Origin of the sequence: Ramlibacter sp. (assembly GCF_035548915.1) — a bacterium.
Taxonomy (GTDB): Bacteria; Pseudomonadota; Gammaproteobacteria; order Burkholderiales; family Burkholderiaceae_C; genus Ramlibacter.
This window is the reverse complement of sequence record NZ_DASZSE010000007.1, coordinates 1-17,612: the sequence shown is the minus strand read 5'-3', so window position 1 is coordinate 17,612 and position 17,612 is coordinate 1. Positions and strand designations below refer to the sequence as shown.

Annotated in this window: 17 protein-coding genes, 1 tRNA gene and 1 pseudogene; 10 read left to right on the top strand and 9 right to left on the bottom strand. The window is 66.5% G+C overall.

The window, feature by feature from the left end; translation table 11 throughout:
* The first annotated feature begins 165 nt into the window (after positions 1-165).
* Genes VHA82_RS01325 through VHA82_RS01310 form a run of 4 tightly spaced genes read left to right on the top strand, consistent with a single transcriptional unit; the run spans position 166 to position 5,519 of the window.
* The gene (locus tag VHA82_RS01325) at positions 166-756 is read left to right on the top strand and encodes a VOC family protein (RefSeq protein WP_325539473.1); all 591 of its coding nucleotides are present in this window, start codon (positions 166-168) and stop codon (positions 754-756) included.
* 9 nt (positions 757-765) lie between these two features.
* Entirely contained in the window at positions 766-2,481 is a 1,716-nt protein-coding gene (locus tag VHA82_RS01320) for an FAD-dependent oxidoreductase (protein WP_325539471.1), read from the top strand.
* Positions 2,478-2,672, top strand: a complete 195-nt coding sequence (locus tag VHA82_RS01315; protein ID WP_325539469.1) for a DUF2783 domain-containing protein — start codon at positions 2,478-2,480, stop codon at positions 2,670-2,672. Before VHA82_RS01320 ends, VHA82_RS01315 begins: the two co-directional genes overlap by 4 nt.
* A gap of 27 nt (positions 2,673-2,699) precedes the next feature.
* The gene (locus VHA82_RS01310) at positions 2,700-5,519 is read left to right on the top strand and encodes a valine--tRNA ligase (RefSeq protein ID WP_325539467.1); all 2,820 of its coding nucleotides are present in this window, start codon (positions 2,700-2,702) and stop codon (positions 5,517-5,519) included.
* 87 nt (positions 5,520-5,606) lie between these two features.
* On the opposite strand, the gene VHA82_RS01305 is transcribed toward VHA82_RS01310, so the two are convergent.
* Positions 5,607-6,632, bottom strand: a complete 1,026-nt coding sequence (locus tag VHA82_RS01305) for an NAD(P)-dependent oxidoreductase (RefSeq protein WP_325539465.1) — start codon at positions 6,630-6,632, stop codon at positions 5,607-5,609.
* A 56-nt stretch (positions 6,633-6,688) separates the two neighbouring features.
* On the opposite strand from VHA82_RS01305, the gene galU reads away from it, so the two are divergent.
* Positions 6,689-7,591 carry a UTP--glucose-1-phosphate uridylyltransferase GalU gene (galU, locus tag VHA82_RS01300; RefSeq protein ID WP_325539463.1) on the top strand — a complete coding sequence of 301 codons (903 nt, stop codon included), beginning with the start codon at positions 6,689-6,691 and terminating at the stop codon, positions 7,589-7,591.
* Here the strand turns inward: galU and VHA82_RS01295 are convergent.
* The 3 genes from VHA82_RS01295 to cysM are packed head-to-tail and all read right to left on the bottom strand — an operon-like array spanning position 7,566 to position 9,265.
* Positions 7,566-7,793, bottom strand: coding sequence for a sulfurtransferase TusA family protein (locus VHA82_RS01295; RefSeq protein ID WP_325539461.1), 228 nt, complete (start codon positions 7,791-7,793; stop codon positions 7,566-7,568). The genes galU and VHA82_RS01295 overlap by 26 nt on opposite strands.
* Positions 7,794-7,816: 23 nt before the next feature.
* Positions 7,817-8,341: an NUDIX hydrolase gene (locus tag VHA82_RS01290; protein WP_325539459.1), complete on the bottom strand. Its 525-nt coding sequence runs from the start codon at positions 8,339-8,341 to the stop codon at positions 7,817-7,819.
* A gap of 21 nt (positions 8,342-8,362) precedes the next feature.
* Positions 8,363-9,265, bottom strand: a complete 903-nt coding sequence (cysM, locus tag VHA82_RS01285) for a cysteine synthase CysM (protein ID WP_325539457.1) — start codon at positions 9,263-9,265, stop codon at positions 8,363-8,365.
* A 43-nt stretch (positions 9,266-9,308) separates the two neighbouring features.
* Between cysM and VHA82_RS01280 the strand changes: the two genes are divergently transcribed.
* Positions 9,309-9,395: transfer RNA gene (locus tag VHA82_RS01280), tRNA-Leu, on the top strand.
* A 14-nt stretch (positions 9,396-9,409) separates the two neighbouring features.
* On the opposite strand, the gene VHA82_RS01275 is transcribed toward VHA82_RS01280, so the two are convergent.
* The gene (locus VHA82_RS01275) at positions 9,410-10,201 is read right to left on the bottom strand and encodes a sulfite exporter TauE/SafE family protein (protein ID WP_325539455.1); all 792 of its coding nucleotides are present in this window, start codon (positions 10,199-10,201) and stop codon (positions 9,410-9,412) included.
* Positions 10,202-10,295: 94 nt separating this feature from the next.
* On the opposite strand from VHA82_RS01275, the pseudogene VHA82_RS01270 reads away from it, so the two are divergent.
* From VHA82_RS01270 to cysN, 3 genes and pseudogenes are all read left to right on the top strand, one after another.
* Positions 10,296-10,487 (top strand): annotated as a pseudogene (locus tag VHA82_RS01270) (helix-turn-helix domain-containing protein); the annotation flags it as partial.
* 603 nt (positions 10,488-11,090) lie between these two features.
* A complete protein-coding gene (gene cysD, locus VHA82_RS01265; RefSeq protein WP_325539671.1) occupies positions 11,091-11,996 on the top strand; it encodes a sulfate adenylyltransferase subunit CysD in 906 nt (301 codons plus the stop codon).
* On the top strand, positions 11,996-13,900 hold the full coding sequence (gene cysN / locus VHA82_RS01260; protein WP_325539453.1) for a sulfate adenylyltransferase subunit CysN: 1,905 nt from the start codon (positions 11,996-11,998) through the stop codon (positions 13,898-13,900). The genes cysD and cysN overlap by 1 nt, the downstream gene beginning before the upstream one ends.
* A 13-nt stretch (positions 13,901-13,913) precedes the next feature.
* Here cysN and atpE read toward each other — a convergent pair whose 3' ends face one another.
* The 4 genes from atpE to VHA82_RS01240 are packed head-to-tail and all read right to left on the bottom strand — an operon-like array spanning position 13,914 to position 17,048.
* Positions 13,914-14,156, bottom strand: a complete 243-nt coding sequence (gene atpE / locus VHA82_RS01255) for a F0F1 ATP synthase subunit C (protein WP_414708609.1) — start codon at positions 14,154-14,156, stop codon at positions 13,914-13,916.
* Positions 14,157-14,205: 49 nt separating this feature from the next.
* On the bottom strand, positions 14,206-14,691 hold the full coding sequence (folK, locus tag VHA82_RS01250) for a 2-amino-4-hydroxy-6-hydroxymethyldihydropteridine diphosphokinase (protein ID WP_325539451.1): 486 nt from the start codon (positions 14,689-14,691) through the stop codon (positions 14,206-14,208).
* Positions 14,692-14,706: 15 nt separating this feature from the next.
* Positions 14,707-16,362, bottom strand: a complete 1,656-nt coding sequence (gene pcnB / locus VHA82_RS01245; RefSeq protein WP_325539449.1) for a polynucleotide adenylyltransferase PcnB — start codon at positions 16,360-16,362, stop codon at positions 14,707-14,709.
* Complete coding sequence (locus VHA82_RS01240; protein ID WP_325539447.1) at positions 16,359-17,048, bottom strand: HAD family hydrolase; 690 nt, start codon at positions 17,046-17,048, stop codon at positions 16,359-16,361. Before VHA82_RS01240 ends, pcnB begins: the two co-directional genes overlap by 4 nt.
* Positions 17,049-17,290: 242 nt before the next feature.
* Here VHA82_RS01240 and VHA82_RS01235 point away from each other — a divergent pair.
* A partial coding sequence (locus VHA82_RS01235) for a hypothetical protein (protein ID WP_325539445.1) occupies positions 17,291-17,612 on the top strand: 322 nt, incomplete at its 3' end.

Below are 17,612 nucleotides of genomic sequence, written 5' to 3'. Positions count from 1 at the left end.
CCGTCCAATAGGCGCGCCAAATCGGATTCATTATGCCGTTCTATGAACACGGCCCAGTTGATTGCATCGCCATCGCGGCTTCCGCGCCCGAGCTTGGCGGCCGCACGCAATTACGATAGAGTAAACGCATTACGCATTGGTAAATCAAGATCAAAGGAGACCGCGATGCTGCCCGCCCCGGCGCCCATCCAGCAACTGCACCACTACGCCTACCGCGCGAGGGATGCGGAGGAAACGCGGCATTTCTACGAAGACATCCTGGGCCTGCCGCTCTACCACATCATCCAGAGCGACTACGTGCCGAGCACGGGCGAGTACTGCCCGTACACGCACTTCTTCTTCCGCCTGCAGGACGGCTCGTTCATCGCCTTCTTCGACCTGGGCGACGATCAGCTCGCCGAGCCCTCGCCCAACACGCCCAAGTGGGTGAACCACATCTCCTTCCGGGTCGATTCGATGCAGGCGCTGAAGGACATGAAGGCACGGCTGGAGGCCAACGGCATCGAGGTGCTGGGCATCACCGACCACCACATCTTCCACAGCATCTACTTCTTCGACCCGAACGGCGTGCGCCTGGAGCTCACCGCGCAGCAGGCCGACGAATTCCAGATGCTGGAGGAAAGCAAGACGGCGCACGCGCGCCTGGCCGAATGGACGGCGCGCAAGGAGACGTGGCGGCGCGACCGCGCCGAGGGCAAGGTGGCGGCGCCGCTGAAACCGCAGCAGAATGACCGTCCCGAATTCGTGAAGAACTGATGCAGCGGCATGTCCTGGCGGGAAACGGCATTCACCAACGGCTATGAATTCACGCAAGGCAGCGGCTACGCGCTGCCCGAATACCCATTCACCGAACCGCCGGAGCTGAAGTCCGGCGCAACGGGGCGGCACTCGGTCGTCATCGTGGGCGGCGGCATCACGGGCCTCACGATGGCGTGCGCGCTCGCGCAGTACGGCATCGACGCCGTGCTGCTGGACGAAGACAACACCGTGGGCGTGAAAGGCGCATCCTCGCGCGGCATCTGCTACACGCAGAAGTCGCTCGAGATCTTCGACCGTCTGGGCGTCTACGAACGCATCGCGGCCAAGGGCATCCAGTGGAGCATCGGGCGCACCTTCGCCGGGCGAGACGAGGTCTATTCGTTCGACCTGCGCCGCAACGCGGGCTACAACCTCTCGACCCAGCCGCCTTTCATCAACATCCAGCAGTTCTACATCGAGGGCTATCTCGTGGAGCGCATCTACGAGCTGGGCCGAGTGGACATCCGCTGGAAGAATCGCGTCGTGGGCTTCGAGCAGGACGCGCAGGGCGCGACGCTCACCGTCGAAACGCCCGCGGGCTCCTACACCCTTCGTGCCGACTACGTCGTCGACGCGAGCGGGGCACACTCGCCCTTTCGCGAGTGGGCGGGCGCCTGCGTCACCGCGAAGAAGGGCGACGACCGCTGGTGCATCGCCGATGTCCGCTTCACGCGGCATCCGCCGGTGGAGCGGCACACCTGGATCGAAGCGCCGTTCAACGAGAACCGCGCGGTGTGGCAGCACCTGATGGGCGATGGTGTGTGGCGCATCGACTACCAGATGGCGCCCGATGCGGACCCGGCCGAGGTGAGCCGCGAGGATGCCGTGCGCGAACGGCTCGCGCGGCAGTTCGGCGCGGACTGCGAAGTCGAGATCGTCTGGGTGGGCCCCTACGCCTACAAGAGCGAGTGCATCGACCGCATGCGGCACGGCCGGCTCTTCTTCATGGGCGATGCGGCCAAGGTGGTGAGCCCCTTCGGCGCGCGCGGCGGCAACACCGGGATTGCCGATGCCGACAACCTCGCCTGGAAGCTCGCCGCCGTGCTGCGGGGCCGCGCGGCAAGCGCGCTGCTCGACACGTACGACGAAGAGCGCCACGAGGCCGCGCGGCAGAACGTGCTGGTGACGAACCGCACGGCGCGCTTCCTGCGCCCGGCCACGCCGATCGAGAAGCTCTTCCGCGACGCCGCGCTCACGCTTGCCCGGCAGCACGTGTTCGCGCGCCAGCTCGTCAACACGGGCCGCATGGCCATCGCCAACCCGTACACACGCTCGAGCGGCTGCGGCGCAGCCGGCGGCCAGTCGGTGCAGAACGTCGCCTTCGAATGGGCCGACGGCAGCCGGGGCACCGTGAATCAACTCATCGAATGGGCGCAAGGCGCGCTCCTCGTGCTGCTGTTCGGACAGGCACCGCACGAGGCGCTGCAGAGACTGCGGCAGCTCGGTGCGACGGCGCGCGTGCGCTGCGTGCAGGTGGTGGGACCGCAGGAGCCGGCCGGCGCGCTCGAACACGTCCGCGATCCGAAGGGACATCTTCAAGGCGCATGCCACGTGTTCGGCCACGCCTGGGCCGTGGTGCGGCCGGATGCCTATGTCGCGGCCACGGGCGAGACGGTCGACGCTTCGCTCGTGCATGCGGTCGGCTGCGCGCTGGGCGCGCCGCTCGCTCGGGAGCCGCGATGAAGACGACGCTCAACCTTCAGGATGCCGACGGCTTCTACGAGCAGCTGCTCGATGCGCACCAGGGCCTCACCAAGGAGCAGTCGGACCTGCTCAACGCGCGCCTGATCCTGCTGCTTGCCAACCAGCTCGGCGACGCGAAGGTCCTGCGCGAATGCATCGAGGCAGCAAGGAACATGCCCGCGTCATCGTGATCGGGGCCGCCCGGTAAAATCGGGCCGGTGAGCAACCAACAACCCGCACTGCAAAGCCTGTCCAAATCGTTCGAGCCGGCCGCCGTCGAGGCGCGCTGGGGCCCCTGGTGGGAAGGGCGCGGCTTCTTCCGCGCCGGCTTCCGCGGCTTCGGCGAGCCGAAGGTGGGCGAGCCCTCGTTTTCGATCCAGCTGCCGCCGCCCAACGTCACGGGAACGCTGCACATGGGGCACGCGTTCAACCAGACGATCATGGACAGCCTCACGCGCTACCACCGCATGCGCGGCTTCAACACGCTGTGGGTGCCGGGCACCGATCACGCGGGCATCGCCACGCAGATCGTGGTGGAGCGCCAGCTGCAGGACCAGGGGCTCTCGCGCCACGACCTCGGGCGCGAGAAGTTCGCGCAGAAGGTGTGGGAGTGGAAGGAGAAGTCCGGCTCCACGATCACGCAGCAGATGCGCCGCATGGGCGCGAGCGTCGACTGGTCGCACGAATACTTCACGATGGACGAGAAGCTCTCGAAGATCGTGACGGAAACCTTCGTGCAGCTCTACGAGCAAGGGCTCATCTACCGCGGCAAGCGCCTCGTCAACTGGGACCCGGAACTGAAGACGGCGGTGAGCGATCTCGAAGTGGAAAGCGAGGAGGAGGACGGCTTTCTCTGGCACATCCGCTATCCGTTCGCGGGTTCGGAAGGCGGCCACGTCACCGTCGCCACCACGCGTCCCGAGACGATGCTCGGCGACGTCGCGGTGATGGTGCATCCCGAGGACGAACGCTACCGGCACCTCGTGGGCAAGCTTGTGAAGCTGCCGCTCACGGGCCGCGAGATCCCGGTGATCGCCGACGACTACGTCGACCGCGCCTTCGGCACGGGCGTGGTGAAGGTGACACCCGCGCACGACGCGAACGACTACGCCGTGGGCCAGCGCCACGGCCTGCCGATGATCGGCGTGCTCACGCTCGATGCGAAGATCAACGACAACGCGCCCGAGAAGTATCGCGGCATGGACCGCTTCGTCGCGCGCAAGCAGGTCGTGTCCGACCTCGAAGCACTGGGTCTTCTGGAAGACACGCGCAAGCACAAGCTGATGGTGCCGCGCTGCGCGCGCACCGGGCAGATCGTCGAGCCGATGCTCACCGACCAGTGGTTCGTCGCGACCACGAAGGTGAGCGAGAAGGACCCGGCGGGCAGGTCGATCGCGCAAAAAGCGATCGATGCGGTGCAGTCCGGCGCGGTGAGCTTCGTGCCCGAGAACTGGATCAACACGTTCAACCAGTGGATGAACAACATCCAGGACTGGTGCATCTCGCGCCAGCTCTGGTGGGGCCACCAGATCCCCGCGTGGTACGACGCCGAAGGCAATGTCTATGTGGCGCGCAGCGAGGCGCAGGCGCAGGCGCAGGCGCCGGGCAAGACGCTCACGCGCGACGCCGACGTGCTGGACACCTGGTACTCGTCGGCGCTCGTGCCGTTTTCCACGCTCGGCTGGCCCGCGCAGTCGCAGGAGATGGACCTCTACCTGCCTTCCACCGTGCTCGTCACGGGCTACGAGATCATCTTCTTCTGGGTCGCGCGCATGATCATGATGACGACCCACTTCACCGGCCGCGTGCCGTTTCGCCACGTCTACATCCACGGCATGGTGCGCGACCACGAAGGCAAGAAGATGTCCAAGTCCGAGGGCAACGTGGTCGATCCGGTCGACCTGATCCAGGGCGCGGACCTCGAGACGCTGATCCACAAGTCCACGGTGGGCCTGCGCAAGCCCGAGACCGCGCCGAAGATCGCTCAGCGCGTGAAGAAGGAATTCCCCGAGGGCATGCCCGCCTACGGAGCCGATGCGCTGCGCTTCACGATGGCGAGCTACGCGAGCCTCGGGCGCAACATCAACTTCGACACGAAGCGCTGCGAGGGCTACCGCAATTTCTGCAACAAGCTCTGGAACGCGACGCGCTTCGTGCTCATGAACTGCGAAGGCTTCGATCTCGCCGAGGAAGGCGCCACGCTCTCGGCGGCCGATCGCTGGATCGTGTCGCTCTTGCAGCGCGTGGAAGCGGAAGTCGCGAAGGGCTTCGCCGAGTACCGCCTCGACAACGTCGCGAACACGATCTACCAGTTCGTGTGGGACGAGTATTGCGACTGGTACCTGGAGATCGCGAAGGTCCAGGTGCAGACCGGCGACGAATCGCAGCAGCGCGGCACGCGCCGCACGCTGATCCGCGTGCTGGAAGCGGTCCTGCGGCTTGCGCATCCAGTGATCCCCTTCATCACGGAGGAGCTGTGGCAGAAGGTCGCGCCGGTCGCGGGCAAGCAAGGCGACACGATCAGCACCGCGCCCTACCCCCAGTCCCAGCCCGCCAACATCGACGAAGCGGCCGAAGCGCAGTTCGCGAAGCTGAAGTCGGTGGTCGATGCCTGCCGCATGCTTCGCGGCGAAATGAATGTGTCGCCGGGCACGCGCCTGCCGCTTTACGTCGCAGGCGATGCCGAATTCATCCGCGGCTGGTCACCGGTGCTGCAAGCGCTGGCGAAGCTGAGCGAAGTGAAGATCTTCGATGACGAAGCTTCGTGGGCGGCCGCGGCGAAAGCGGCACCCGTGAGCGTCGCGGGCGAAGCGCACCTGTGCCTCTACATGGAAATCGACGTCGCCGCCGAGCGGGCCCGGCTCGCGAAGGAAGCCGCGCGGCTGCAAGGTGAACTCGCCAAGGCGAACGGCAAACTCGCGAACGAGTCGTTCGTCGCCAAGGCGCCGCCCGCGGTGATCGAGCAGGAGAAAAAGCGCATCGCGGACTTCACCGCGACGCTGCAGAAGATCCAGGGGCAGCTTGGACGGCTGGGCTGAGCGGCCCCGCCCCGGTCATCACGCACCGGTCATCACGCCGGCCCTCACCCCAGCCCTCTCCCGCAGGGAGAGGGAGCAACAACCGCCTCAACGCACGATCAGTGGCGCCGACGGGTCGGCAACGCCTTGGAAATGCGGCGCGGGCGGCGAGTCGAGGTCCATCGGACCGCTCATGAGCGAATCGAAGCCGCTCGGCCGCGGGGCCGCCAAGGTTTCGTGAATGCGATGCGCCACATACCAGCTTGCGCGCAGACGCGATTCTCGCGTGTGCGAACCGAGCCGCGGCGTGAGAAAGAGGTTGTTCTTCTCGTGCAGCGGCGAACCCTGCGATGCAAAGCCGGATTCCGCGCCGTCGACCATCGCGGCTTCGATGCGACCGTCGGTCAGCGCGCGGGCCAGCGCGTCGGTGTCGAAGACGAGCGAACGGCTGATGCACACCCACAGCTGCCCTTCCTTGCAGTGGGCGAGGACCTTGTCGTTGATGAACCCCTGATAGCGCGAGGCGTACATCATCTGCAGCGACACGGCGTCCGACTGCGCCATCAAGTCCGCCAGGCTCACGGGCTGGATGTGCAGGCGCTGCCAGAGCGGCGCCGTGTGGTGCACGGCCGGGTCGTAGCCGATCAGCTTCGCACCGAGCGAATGCAGCATCAGCGCGAGGGTGTGCGCGGTGGGCTGCAGGCCGAGGATGCCGATGGTGCTGCCATTGAGCTCCCGCCCGATGCGCACTTCGGCGTGGCGGTCGCCGCTCATGGGCGCGCCGATGCCCCGGCGGAACATGAGCAGCAGCGCTGCAAGCAGGTACTCGGCGTTCGAACGGACGTTGGCCGTGGTCGCCTGGATCACGCGCACCTTGCGGTCGCGGCATGCTTCGAGATCGGTGTTGTCGGTACCGACGTGCATGCGGGCCACCGCCTTCAGTGCGGGCGCGTGCTCGAGGAATTCACGCGTGACGACCACCTTGCGCGGCAGCACCACGGCCTGGGTCTGGCCGAGCGCCCTGCGGATCGCGGCAGGATCCGTCGCGATTTCCGGTCGCACCACGAGGGCGTGGCGCGATTCGAGCCACGCCTCGGCCTCCGGGATCAGTCGTTCGAGAAGTAAGATGTCCACCCTGTTCGCACCTGGGTCAGGAACGAAGACTTTAATCACAAATGACTCTTCAGTCGATGAAAAAATTCACAGGAATTCACAAGGCCGTATTCCCGGTCGCGGGGCTCGGCACGCGGTTCCTGCCGGCTACCAAGGCGCAGCCGAAGGAGATGCTGCCGATCGTCGACAAGCCGCTCATTCAGTACGCGGTGGAAGAGGCCTACGCCGCCGGGGCGCGTCACATGATCTTCGTCACGGGCCGCAACAAGCGCGCGATCGAGGATCACTTCGACACCGCCTACGAACTCGAAAACGAACTCGAGGCCGGCGGCAAGACGCAGCTCCTCGAACTCGTGCGATCGCTGGCACCCGCGGACATGGTGTGCTCCTACGTGCGCCAGCCGCGCACGCTCGGGCTCGGGCATGCGGTGCTCTGCGCGCAGCCGCTCGTGGGTGACGAGCCTTTCGCCGTGCTGCTCGCCGACGATCTGATGTGCGGACCGGCCGGTGACCAGGGCGTGCTCGCCCAGATGGTGCGCGTCTTCGAGTCCGCGCAGGCCTCGCTGATCGCGGTGCAGGAAGTGCCGCTGGAGCACACACGGCGATACGGCATCGTCGCGGGCTCGCCCGCCGGCGAGCGGCTGATCAGGATCGATCGGATGGTGGAAAAGCCCTCCCCGGAAAGCGCGCCGTCTCGCATGGGCGTGGCGGGCCGCTACGTGCTCACGCCTTCGGTCTTCGACCACATCCGCCGCCAGGAGCGCGGCGCGGGTGGCGAGATTCAACTCACCGATGCCATCGCGAAACTGATCGAGTCCGAAGGGGTCTACGCGTACCAGTACGCGGGCAAGCGCTACGACTGCGGCAGCAAGGAAGGCTTCCTGGAAGCGACCGTCGAGCTCGCGCTGCGCCACCCCGAGGTGGGAGAACGTTTCGCGGCTTACCTGAAGAGCGTCAGCGGCGACGCAGGACGTGGATGAAGTCGGCGCCCGCGGTCTGCTGCTCCACCAGTTCGTTGCCGGTCTGCTTCGCGAACGCCTGGAAATCGCGCACCGACCCCGGGTCGGTGGCGACCACCTTGAGGAGCTGGCCGCTTTCCATGTCCGTGAGCGCCTTCTTCGCCTTCAGGATGGGCAGTGGGCAATTGAGCCCGCGCGTATCGATTTCCTTGTCGACGTCCATGATGCTTTCGATTGTAGGAGCGCTCAGCGCCGCGGCAAATCCATGAATTCGGGTTCGAACCCCATGCCGCGCAGCCACTTCGCAAGCGCCTGCCCCGTGCCCGCGGGCCAGCACCGCACCTGGTCGTAGGCGAAGAGCCGGTAGTCCGCGAGTTCGGGCGAGAGCCGCACCTCGCCGTGCGCCACGGCATGGTAGGCGATGATCACCTGGTTCGCGCGCTGGAAGTCCCACACGCCGATCAGATTGAGCTCGCTCGCGTCGAGATTCGTTTCTTCCTTGATCTCGCGCCGGATGCCCTCCTCGGGCGTCTCCCCGGCTTCCATGAAGCCGGTGATGAGCGCGTACATCTTGTTCGTCCACGCCGCATTGCGCGCAAGCAGCACCTTGTCCTGGTACTGGATCACGGCGGCGAGCACGGGCGTCGGATTGTTCCAGTGCGTCCAGGCACATGCCGGGCAGCGCAGGCGCTCGCGCATTCCGCTGTCCTCCTGCTGCGCGAGCCATGCGAGGGGCGTCGCGCAAACCGGGCAGAACTTGTACTCGGCCATGTCCGGGATGGGAAAGTGACCTCAGGCGGGAAACACGCCCGTGGAAAGGTAGCGGTCGCCGCGGTCGCAGACGATGAACACGATCGTCGCCTTCTCGACGTCCCTGGCCACCTGCAGCGCGACCCAGAGCGCCCCCGCCGATGAAATGCCGGCGAAGATGCCCTCTTCGCGCGCGAGCCGCCGGCACATCTCTTCGGCCTCTTCCTGGCTCACGTAGACGAGTTCGTCCACGCGCTGCGGCTCGTAGATGCGAGGCAGATACTCCTGCGGCCACTTGCGGATGCCGGGAATGCGCGAGCCTTCGTTCGGCTGAGCGCCGACGATGCGCACGCCCGCGTTCTTTTCCTTCAGGAACTTCGATACGCCGGTGATCGTGCCCGTCGTGCCCATCGCGCTCACGAAGTGCGTGATGCGCCCGCCCGTCTGCTCCCAAAGCTCGGGACCCGTGGTCTCGTAGTGGATGCGCGGGTTGTCCATGTTGGCGAACTGGTCGAGCACGCGCCCCTTGCCTTCCTTCTGCATGTTCTCGGCGAGGTCGCGCGCGTATTCCATGCCGCCGCTCTTGGGCGTGAGCAAGAGCTCGGCGCCGAACGCCTTCATCGTCTGCGCGCGCTCCACCGAGAGGTCTTCCGGCATGATCAGCACCATGCGGTAGCCGCGAATGGCCGCGGCCATGGCAAGCGCAATGCCGGTGTTGCCGGAAGTCGCCTCGATGAGCGTGTCCCCGGGCTCGATCTCGCCGCGCTCCTCGGCGCGCTTGATCATCGAAAGCGCGGGACGATCCTTCACGGAGCCGGCGGGATTGTTGCCTTCGAGCTTGGCGAGGATGACGTTGCCGCGCTTCGCGCTGTCTTGCGCGCCGATGCGCTGCAGGGCCACGAGCGGCGTGCGGCCGATGGCGTCTTCGATCGTCGGGTATTGCATGGCGTCACTGTGCCATAATTCCCCGCTTCGCTCTTTCCCCCCTGCCGAAGTGGCGAAATCGGTAGACGCAGCAGACTCAAAATCTGCCGGGGTCACACCCGTGCCGGTTCGAGTCCGGCCTTCGGCACCAGGGGCCCGCTCAGGTCAGATCGACCCGAGCACCTTCACTCCGGTGAAGACGAGCACGCATGCGAGCGCGGTGCGCAGCATGGCGTAAGGCAGTTTCGCCGACAGCCACGCGCCGACCAGCACACCGGGGATCGAACCCACCAGCAGATTCGCGAGCAGCGCGTAGTCGACGTTGCCCATCAGCAGGTGGCCGCTGCCCGCGAACATCGCCAGCGGAATCGCATGAACGATGTCCGTCGCGACGAGCCGCGAAGGCGTGAGCCGCAGCGGATAGAGATACGCGAGAAACACGACACCGAGCGCGCCCGCGCCGATGGATGTCAGCGTCACGAGCGCGCCGAGCAAGGCGCCCGCCGCGACGGTGAGCGGCGCCTGCATCGCCTTGAAATGCACGCTGTCGTGCAGGCGAAAGCCGCGGCCGAGCGCATGCAGCTGCTTCTGGAAGAGCATCGACGCGGCGGTGACGAGCACGGCGATCGCGACGCTTGCCTTCAGCAGCGTTTCGGTTTCACGGCCGATCGGCACATAGGCCATCCACGCGAGCGTGATCGCCGACGCCGGAAGGCTGCCGCACCAGAGACGCCGCACCACCTGCCAGTCGATGAGTCCGCGCGCGTGATGCACGCGCGTCGCGGCGAGCTTCGTGAAGCTCGCGAACCACAGGTCCGTGCCGATCGCGGAGGCGGGCGCGAAGCCGAACACGAGGAGGAGGAGCGGCGTCATCACGGAGCCGCCGCCCACCCCTGTCATGCCGACGAGCACGCCGGTGCCCGCGCCGGCCACGACGAGCATCGCATCGAGGGTCATCTGCTTTTCTTTCTTCGGATCGTCTGTACAATGCGACCCGCACAATACCTTTAATTCTGGCGAATTTATAAAGGTTTGATTGGATTCTTCCCTCGTGAACGGCAACCAGCTTTCCATCTCCGACCTGAACGCCCGCCGGCGCCAGGCGGTGATGCTGCGCCTGCAAGGGCAGAAGCTCGCGGCCGTCGCGGGCAGCACGGGCCTGAGCGCGCCCACCGTGATCGCCGCGGTGAAAGCCTATCGGCAAGGCGGCTGGGCGGCCGTGGACGTGCGGCCGCGGCGCGGCCGCCCGCCCAAGGACGAGCAGGGCTTGCCGGCGGCGCATGCGGAAAGACTCCTGGCCGACATGCTGGACGGCGCCCCCTCGTCGAAGGGTTTCGCGAATCACGTGTTGTGGAGCCGCCAGGCCGTGGGCGAATGGGTCGCGCGCCATCACATGCCGCGCAGCGCGGGGCTCGTCGCGCGCCTGTGCGAGCAACTCGGCCTGAACGCCGAACTCGCCGATTCCGAGCGCATGCCCGACGGCTCGTTGCGAATCCATGGCGTCGAGCACTACCTCGCCGGCCATCCGCAACAAGGCGTGTTGTGCGCGCGAATGCCGCGGGGCAAGCTGCTGTGGCTGATGTTCGAAGGGCCGCCGAACGCGCGGCACTTCATCGAATTCCTGTCGGGGCTCATGGCCCACGTGCAAGGGCGCATCGAACTGCGCATCGCGGGCTGCGCGCGATTGGCGCGCGTGCCGCAACTGCGCGAATGGGTCGAGGCCCATCGAGACCGGCTCACGCTGGTCGACCCCGATCTCGGCGAGCCGGCGGTGCAGGCGCGCGCCGAGCCCATCCTCACGCCCCCCGGGGGCGGGCTCAGCAGATTCAATCCAGAAAGGACGTCCGTGACGACGACGCTCACCCACTTGCAGCGGCTCGAGGCCGAGAGCATCCACATCATGCGCGAAGTGGTCGCCGAAGCCGACAAGCCGGTGATGCTCTATTCGATCGGCAAGGACAGCGCCGTGATGCTCCACCTCGCGATGAAGGCGTTCTATCCATCGAAGCCGCCCTTTCCGCTGCTGCACGTCGACACGCGCTGGAAGTTCCGCGACATGTATGCGTTTCGCGACCGGATGGTGAAGGAGCTCGGTCTCGACCTCATCGTGCACATCAACCCGGAAGGCGTCGCGAAGAATATCAATCCCTTCACGCACGGCTCGGCGATCCACACGGACGTGATGAAGACCGAGGGGCTCAAGCAGGCGCTCGACAGGCACGGCTTCGACGCGGCCTTCGGCGGCGCGCGGCGCGATGAGGAGAAGTCGCGGGCGAAGGAGCGAATCTTCTCGTTTCGCAGCGCCCAGCATCGCTGGGACCCGAAGAACCAGCGGCCCGAACTCTGGAAGCTCTACAACGCGCGCAAGCACAAGGGCGAGACGCTGCGCATCTTTCCCCTCTCGAACTGGACCGAGCTCGATGTGTGGCAGTACATCTACCTGAACAAGATCCCGATCGTGCCGCTCTACTACGCGGCCGAACGGCCCGTGGTGGAACGCGGCGGCACGCTCATCATGGTGGACGACGAGCGCATGCCGCTCGCCCCGGGCGAGGTGCCGATGCGAAAGAAGGTGCGCTTTCGCACGCTCGGGTGCTATCCGCTCACCGGCGCGATCGAATCGAGCGCCGACACGCTGCCGCGGATCATCCAGGAGATGCTGCTTGCGAAGACGTCCGAACGGCAGGGCCGCGTGATCGACCACGACTCGGCCGCCTCCATGGAAAAGAAGAAGCAGGAGGGGTACTTCTGATGGGACACCGCGACGAACTCATCGCGTCGGACATCGACGCGTATCTGAAGCAGCACGAAGGCAAGAGCCTGCTGCGTTTCATCACCTGCGGCAGCGTGGACGACGGCAAGAGCACGCTCATCGGGCGGCTTCTGTACGACAGCAAGATGCTCTTCGAGGACCACATCGCCGCGATGGAAGCCGACTCGCGCAAATGGGGCACGCAGGGCGACCAGATCGACTTCGCGCTGCTCGTCGACGGACTTGCCGCGGAACGCGAGCAGGGCATCACCATCGACGTCGCCTACCGGTTTTTCGCGACGGACCGGCGCAAGTTCATCGTGGCCGACACGCCCGGGCACGAGCAGTACACGCGCAACATGGTCACGGGCGCGAGCACCGCCGACGCCGCGGTGCTGATGGTCGATGCGCGCAAGGGCGTGCTCACGCAGACGCGCCGCCACAGCTACCTCGTGAACCTGCTCGGCATCCGCCACATACTGGTCGCCATCAACAAGATGGACCTCGTGGACTACTCGCAAAAGGTGTTCGAAGGCATCATGGAGGACTACCGGGCGTTCGCGAAGCAGCTGGGCTCGGCCGACGTCACCTTCATCCCGGTGTCGGCGTTCCGCGGCGACAACATCATGCGTCCCAGCGAGAAGATGCCCTGGTACCACGGCACGACGCTCATGGGCTACCTCGAGACCGTGGAGGTGGACGACATGCGCATGCAGCGCTCGCCGCTGCGCCTGCCGGTGCAATGGGTGAATCGCCCCAACCTCGACTTCCGCGGCTTCGCGGGCACGATCGCGGGCGGGCGCGTGCGGCCCGGCGACCGCATCCGCGTTCAGCCCTCGGGCCGGGAAAGCACGGTGGAGCGCATCGTCACGTTCGACGGCGACCTGCCCGAGGCGGTCGCGGGCCAATCCGTCACGCTCACGCTCGCCGACGAGATCGACATCTCGCGCGGCGACCTCATCTCCGGCACCGACGAGCCCGCCGGCACCGCCGACCAGTTCGAGACGACGCTCGTGTGGATGCACGACGAGCCTCTCCTGCCCGGGCGCAGCTACCTCGTGAAGATGGGCACGCGCACGGTGAACGCGTCGATCATGGAGATCAAGTACCAGGTCAACGTGAACACGCTGGAGCACATCGCGGCAAAGACGCTGGGCCTGAACGCGATCGGCGTGTGCACGCTGCACCTGGACCGCATGGTCGGCTTCGACGCCTACGCCGACAACCGCGACACGGGCGGCTTCATCGTGATCGACCGCATGACCAACGCCACCATGGGCGCGGGCATGATCCACTTCGCGCTGCGCCGCAGCCAGAACATCCACCTGCAGCACGTGGACGTCGACCGGGCGGCGCGCAACAAGCTCAATCATCAGCGCTCGTGCGTGGTGTGGCTCACCGGCCTTTCCGGCGCGGGCAAGTCCACCGTCGCGAACCTCGTGGAGAAGAAGCTGCACGCGATGGGCCACCGCACCTACCTGCTGGATGGCGACAACGTGCGCCACGGCCTCAACAAGGACCTCGGCTTCACCGATCAGGACCGCGTGGAGAACATCCGCCGCGTGGCCGAAGTCGCGAAGCTGATGGTCGATGCGGGGCTGATCGTGATCACTTCGTTCATCTCGCCGTTCCGCTCCGAACGCCGCATGGCGCGCGCGCTCATGGCCGAGGACGAGTTCTACGAAGTGCACGTGGACGTGCCGCTCGCCGTGGCGGAGGAACGCGACGTGAAGGGCCTCTACAAGAAAGCGCGGCGCGGCGAGCTGAAGAACTTCACCGGCATCGACTCCGACTACGAAGTGCCCGAGCAGCCGGAACTGAAGGTCGAGACGCACAAGTTGCGGCCCGAGGAAGCCGCCGACCGCATCGTGGCCATGCTGCGCGAGCACGGTCGGCTTCAGTGAAGCGCCGCCCTGTTCAGTGCCCGAACGGATTCGCGAACACGAACATCATCGCCACGCCGACCCCGATCAGGAAATTGGCGTCGATGAGGCCCGCCAGCACGAACATCTTCACCTGCAGCGGCTCCATCATCTCGGGCTGGCGCACGGCGCCTTCCAGGAAGCGGCTGCCCATGGTGCCGATGCCCAGGCAGGCGCCGATCGCGCCCAGGCCGATGATCAGTCCGCATGCGACTGCGATGAGACCGGTGTCTGTCATGTAGTTCTCCAGAATCGTGTTGCCTTGCACCGATCATGGAGGCCGCGCGTCACGGAACCAATGACGCCGGAGGTAAAGCCTCGATACGCTGGGAAGCCACGCGCGCGAGCTCGTCGGTGCTCACGCGTGACGGCGCGATCTCTGCAAGGGGAACGAGCACGAAGGCGCGCTCTCGCATGCGCGGATGCGGCACGACGAGCACGGCGCTGTCGATGCGGCCCGTCCCATACAGCAGCAAGTCGAGATCGAGCGTGCGCGGTGCATTGCGATAAGGCCGCTCACGCCCGGCCTCGGTTTCGAGCCGCTGCAACAGCGCGAGAAGTTCCGGCGCGGTAAGCCGCGTCGCGACTTCGACCACCGCGTTCACGTAGTCCGGCCCGCTCGAGTCGAGCGGCGCTGTGCGATAGAGCGACGACTGCCGCCGCAAAGCGACACCTGGCAATCGACCGATGGCGGCGATCGCGTTGCATGCGGCCTGCCGCGCGTCGCCCACGTTGGCGCCGACGGCGATGTATGCGCAGACGGGCTCGCGCATGCTCGCGTCTTCGCCTCAGGCGTCCGGGGGCGCCGCGCCGCTGCCCTGCCCCGAAGGTTTGCGGCGACGGCGGCGGCGCTTGCGAGGCGCGTCGGCCGCGCCGCCTTCCGTGGCATCGGCGGGCGCGTCTTCGCTTGATTCGTCCCTGGCAACGTCCCTCGCGCCCTCCCTCGCACCTTCCCTCGCACCTTCCCTCGCACCTTCCCGCGAGCGTTCACCGCGGCCCTCCTGCTGCCCGCCGATCGCGGCGCCCTGCGCGGCCGCGCCGGGCGCCGGCGGGCGCGGCGAACGCACTCGCCTCTGGTGCTTGTGCTGCTCCTCGCGCAACTGCGCCACGAGGTCCTCGCGCACCGCATCGCTTGCCTGGCTGAACTCCTGCCACCAGTCGGCCAGCACGACGTCCACCTCGCCCGCGTCGGCGCGCAGGCGCATGAAGTCGAAGCCGGCGCGAAACCGCGGCTGCTCCGCAAGAGAAAAGGGCGTGGTCCCCGTGCGCTTTTCGAATCGAGGCTGCATCATCCAGATCTCGCGCATGTCCGCGCCGAGCTTGCCGCGCCCCGACACGTCGCCGATGCGCGCGTCGAACACATCGTCGATGGCGCCTTGCAGCGCGGGAAACGAATGCTCCTTGCGCGCGATGCGTTCGGCCCAGCCGTCGCGCACGTCGGCCCACAGCACGCACGCGAGGAGAAAGCTCGGCGCGACCGGCTTGCCTTCGGCGACGCGCCGGTCGGTATCCTGCAGCGCGGACTTCACGAACGGCTGGTCGGCACGCTCCACGACCAGGTCCAGCAGCGGATACATGCCGCGCGAGAGCCCGAGTGACTTCAGCTGCGCGATCGTGCCGAGCGAGTGCCCCGTCTGCAGCAGCTTCAGCATCTCGTCGAAGAGGCGGCTTTGCGGCACGTCCTGCAGCAGCGCGACGCTCGGCTTCAGCGAAGAGCCGGTCTTCGAATCGAGCTTGAAGCCGAGCGGCGCGAGCTTCGCCGCGAACCGCACGGCGCGGATGACGCGCACCGGGTCCTCGCGATAGCGCGCCATCGGGTCGCCGATCATCCGGATCGTGCGGTTCTTCGCGTCCTTGATGCCGCCGTGGTAGTCCACCACGATGCGCCGCTCGGGGTCGTAGTAGAGCGCGTTGATCGTGAAGTCGCGCCTCGCGGCGTCTTCTTCCTGAGGCCCCCAGACGTTGTCGCGCAGAACGCGTCCCGACGCGTCCACCGCGTGCTTCATGCCCGCGAGTTCGCTGCGGCTCGTTTTCTCGTTGCCGCTCACGGCTTCGGCGGCCGCGCTGTCGAGGTAGGCGCGAAACGTCGACACCTCGATCACTTCATGCTCGCGTCCGCGGCCGTAGACCACGTGGACGATGCGAAAGCGCCGTCCGATGATGAAGGCGCGGCGAAAGAGCGACTTCACCTGCTCGGGCGTGGCGTTCGTGGCGACGTCGAAGTCCTTGGGGCGCAGGCCGAGCAGCAGGTCGCGCACCGCGCCGCCCACGATGTAGGCCTCGTAGCCGGCTTCCTTCAGCGTGTGCACGACGTTCAGGGCGCGGTCGTCCACCAGCGCCGCATCGATGCCGTGCGCCTCGGGCCCGACCTCCTGGCGCTTGCCGAACCGGGGTTTGCGCGGTGTGGCGGACTCGATCAGCTTGTCGATGAATCTTCGGATCATTGGGGTTTCGCAAACAGGTCCAGGACGCGCCAGCCACGCTCCAGCGCGAGAGTGCGCAGGCGCGGGTCGGGATTGGTGGCGACCGGATGATCGACCTGCTCCAGCAGGGGCAGGTCGTTCATGGAATCGGAATAGAACGTGGTTTCCACGTCCAGCCAGTCGGTGCCGCGCTGCGCGAGCCAATGCGTCGCCCGCACGACCTTGCCCGCGCCCAGCGAAGGAACGCCCGAAATCTCGCCGGTGATCCAGCCCGCGCCGTCGCGTTCCAGTTCGACGGCGATGAGCTCTTCGATCTCCAGGGCGTCCGCGATCGGACGCGTCACGAGTTCGTTGGTGGCGGTGATGACGGCAACCGTGTCCCCCGCGGCGCGATGTCTGCGGATGAGGTTCAGCGCGGCGGGCAGGACGACGGGCCGGATCACTTCACGCATGAAGCGCGCATGGGCCTCGCGGTATTCGGCCTCGCTGCGAATCCTGATCGCCTCCACCGCGAAGCGCACGTAGTCGTGCACGTCGAGCGTGCCGGCCTTGTAGTGCTCGAAGAACGCGTCGTTGCGCCGCTTGAACTCGACGGGATCCGTCCAGCCGATCGCCTGGGTGAACTCGCCCCAGGCGTAATCGGAGTCGATCGGCAGGAGCGTGTGATCGAGATCGAAGAATGTGATTTTGTTCTTGGCGCTTCCCATGTACCGCCATTCTAGTTTTTTGGCCTTGTCGATCCGGCGCGCATCGCCCCAGGGACGTCCGGCGGGTCAACCGATGTCTCGGCCGAAGGGCCGTTCACTGGAAATGATCCGTGTGCCGCTCGTGGCGAATCGATTTGCCCAGGTGAACTGCTGCACAATGCATGCTTTTCGGTGATACGTTCGGCCGAGGTGGAGAACTATTCTCTTCCAGCATAAAGAAGATTCAAGGGGAGGAGCGGCACATGGTCGCCATCGTCGCGGGCAACAGCCTGGGGTTGACATCGACATCGCTTGCCACGCTGGGAGAGCAAGGAACCGCGGGCTCGGCCGGCGCCGGCCGAAGCGGCGAGCAGGTGTACGTGAACGCGAGCAACGGCAACCTGGTGGTGCAGGACCGCGATGAGAAGCTTGCCGCGCGCGGGCTCGATCTGGTGGCGCTGCGCACGTACAACAGCGAAGGCAAGATCGTGGGCGGCCACGCCGATGCGTGGGCGCTGGGATCGATGCGCGAGCGCATCGTGCCGCCGGCGAGCTGGGGCAGCGGCTTGCTGGTGCGCGTGGAGG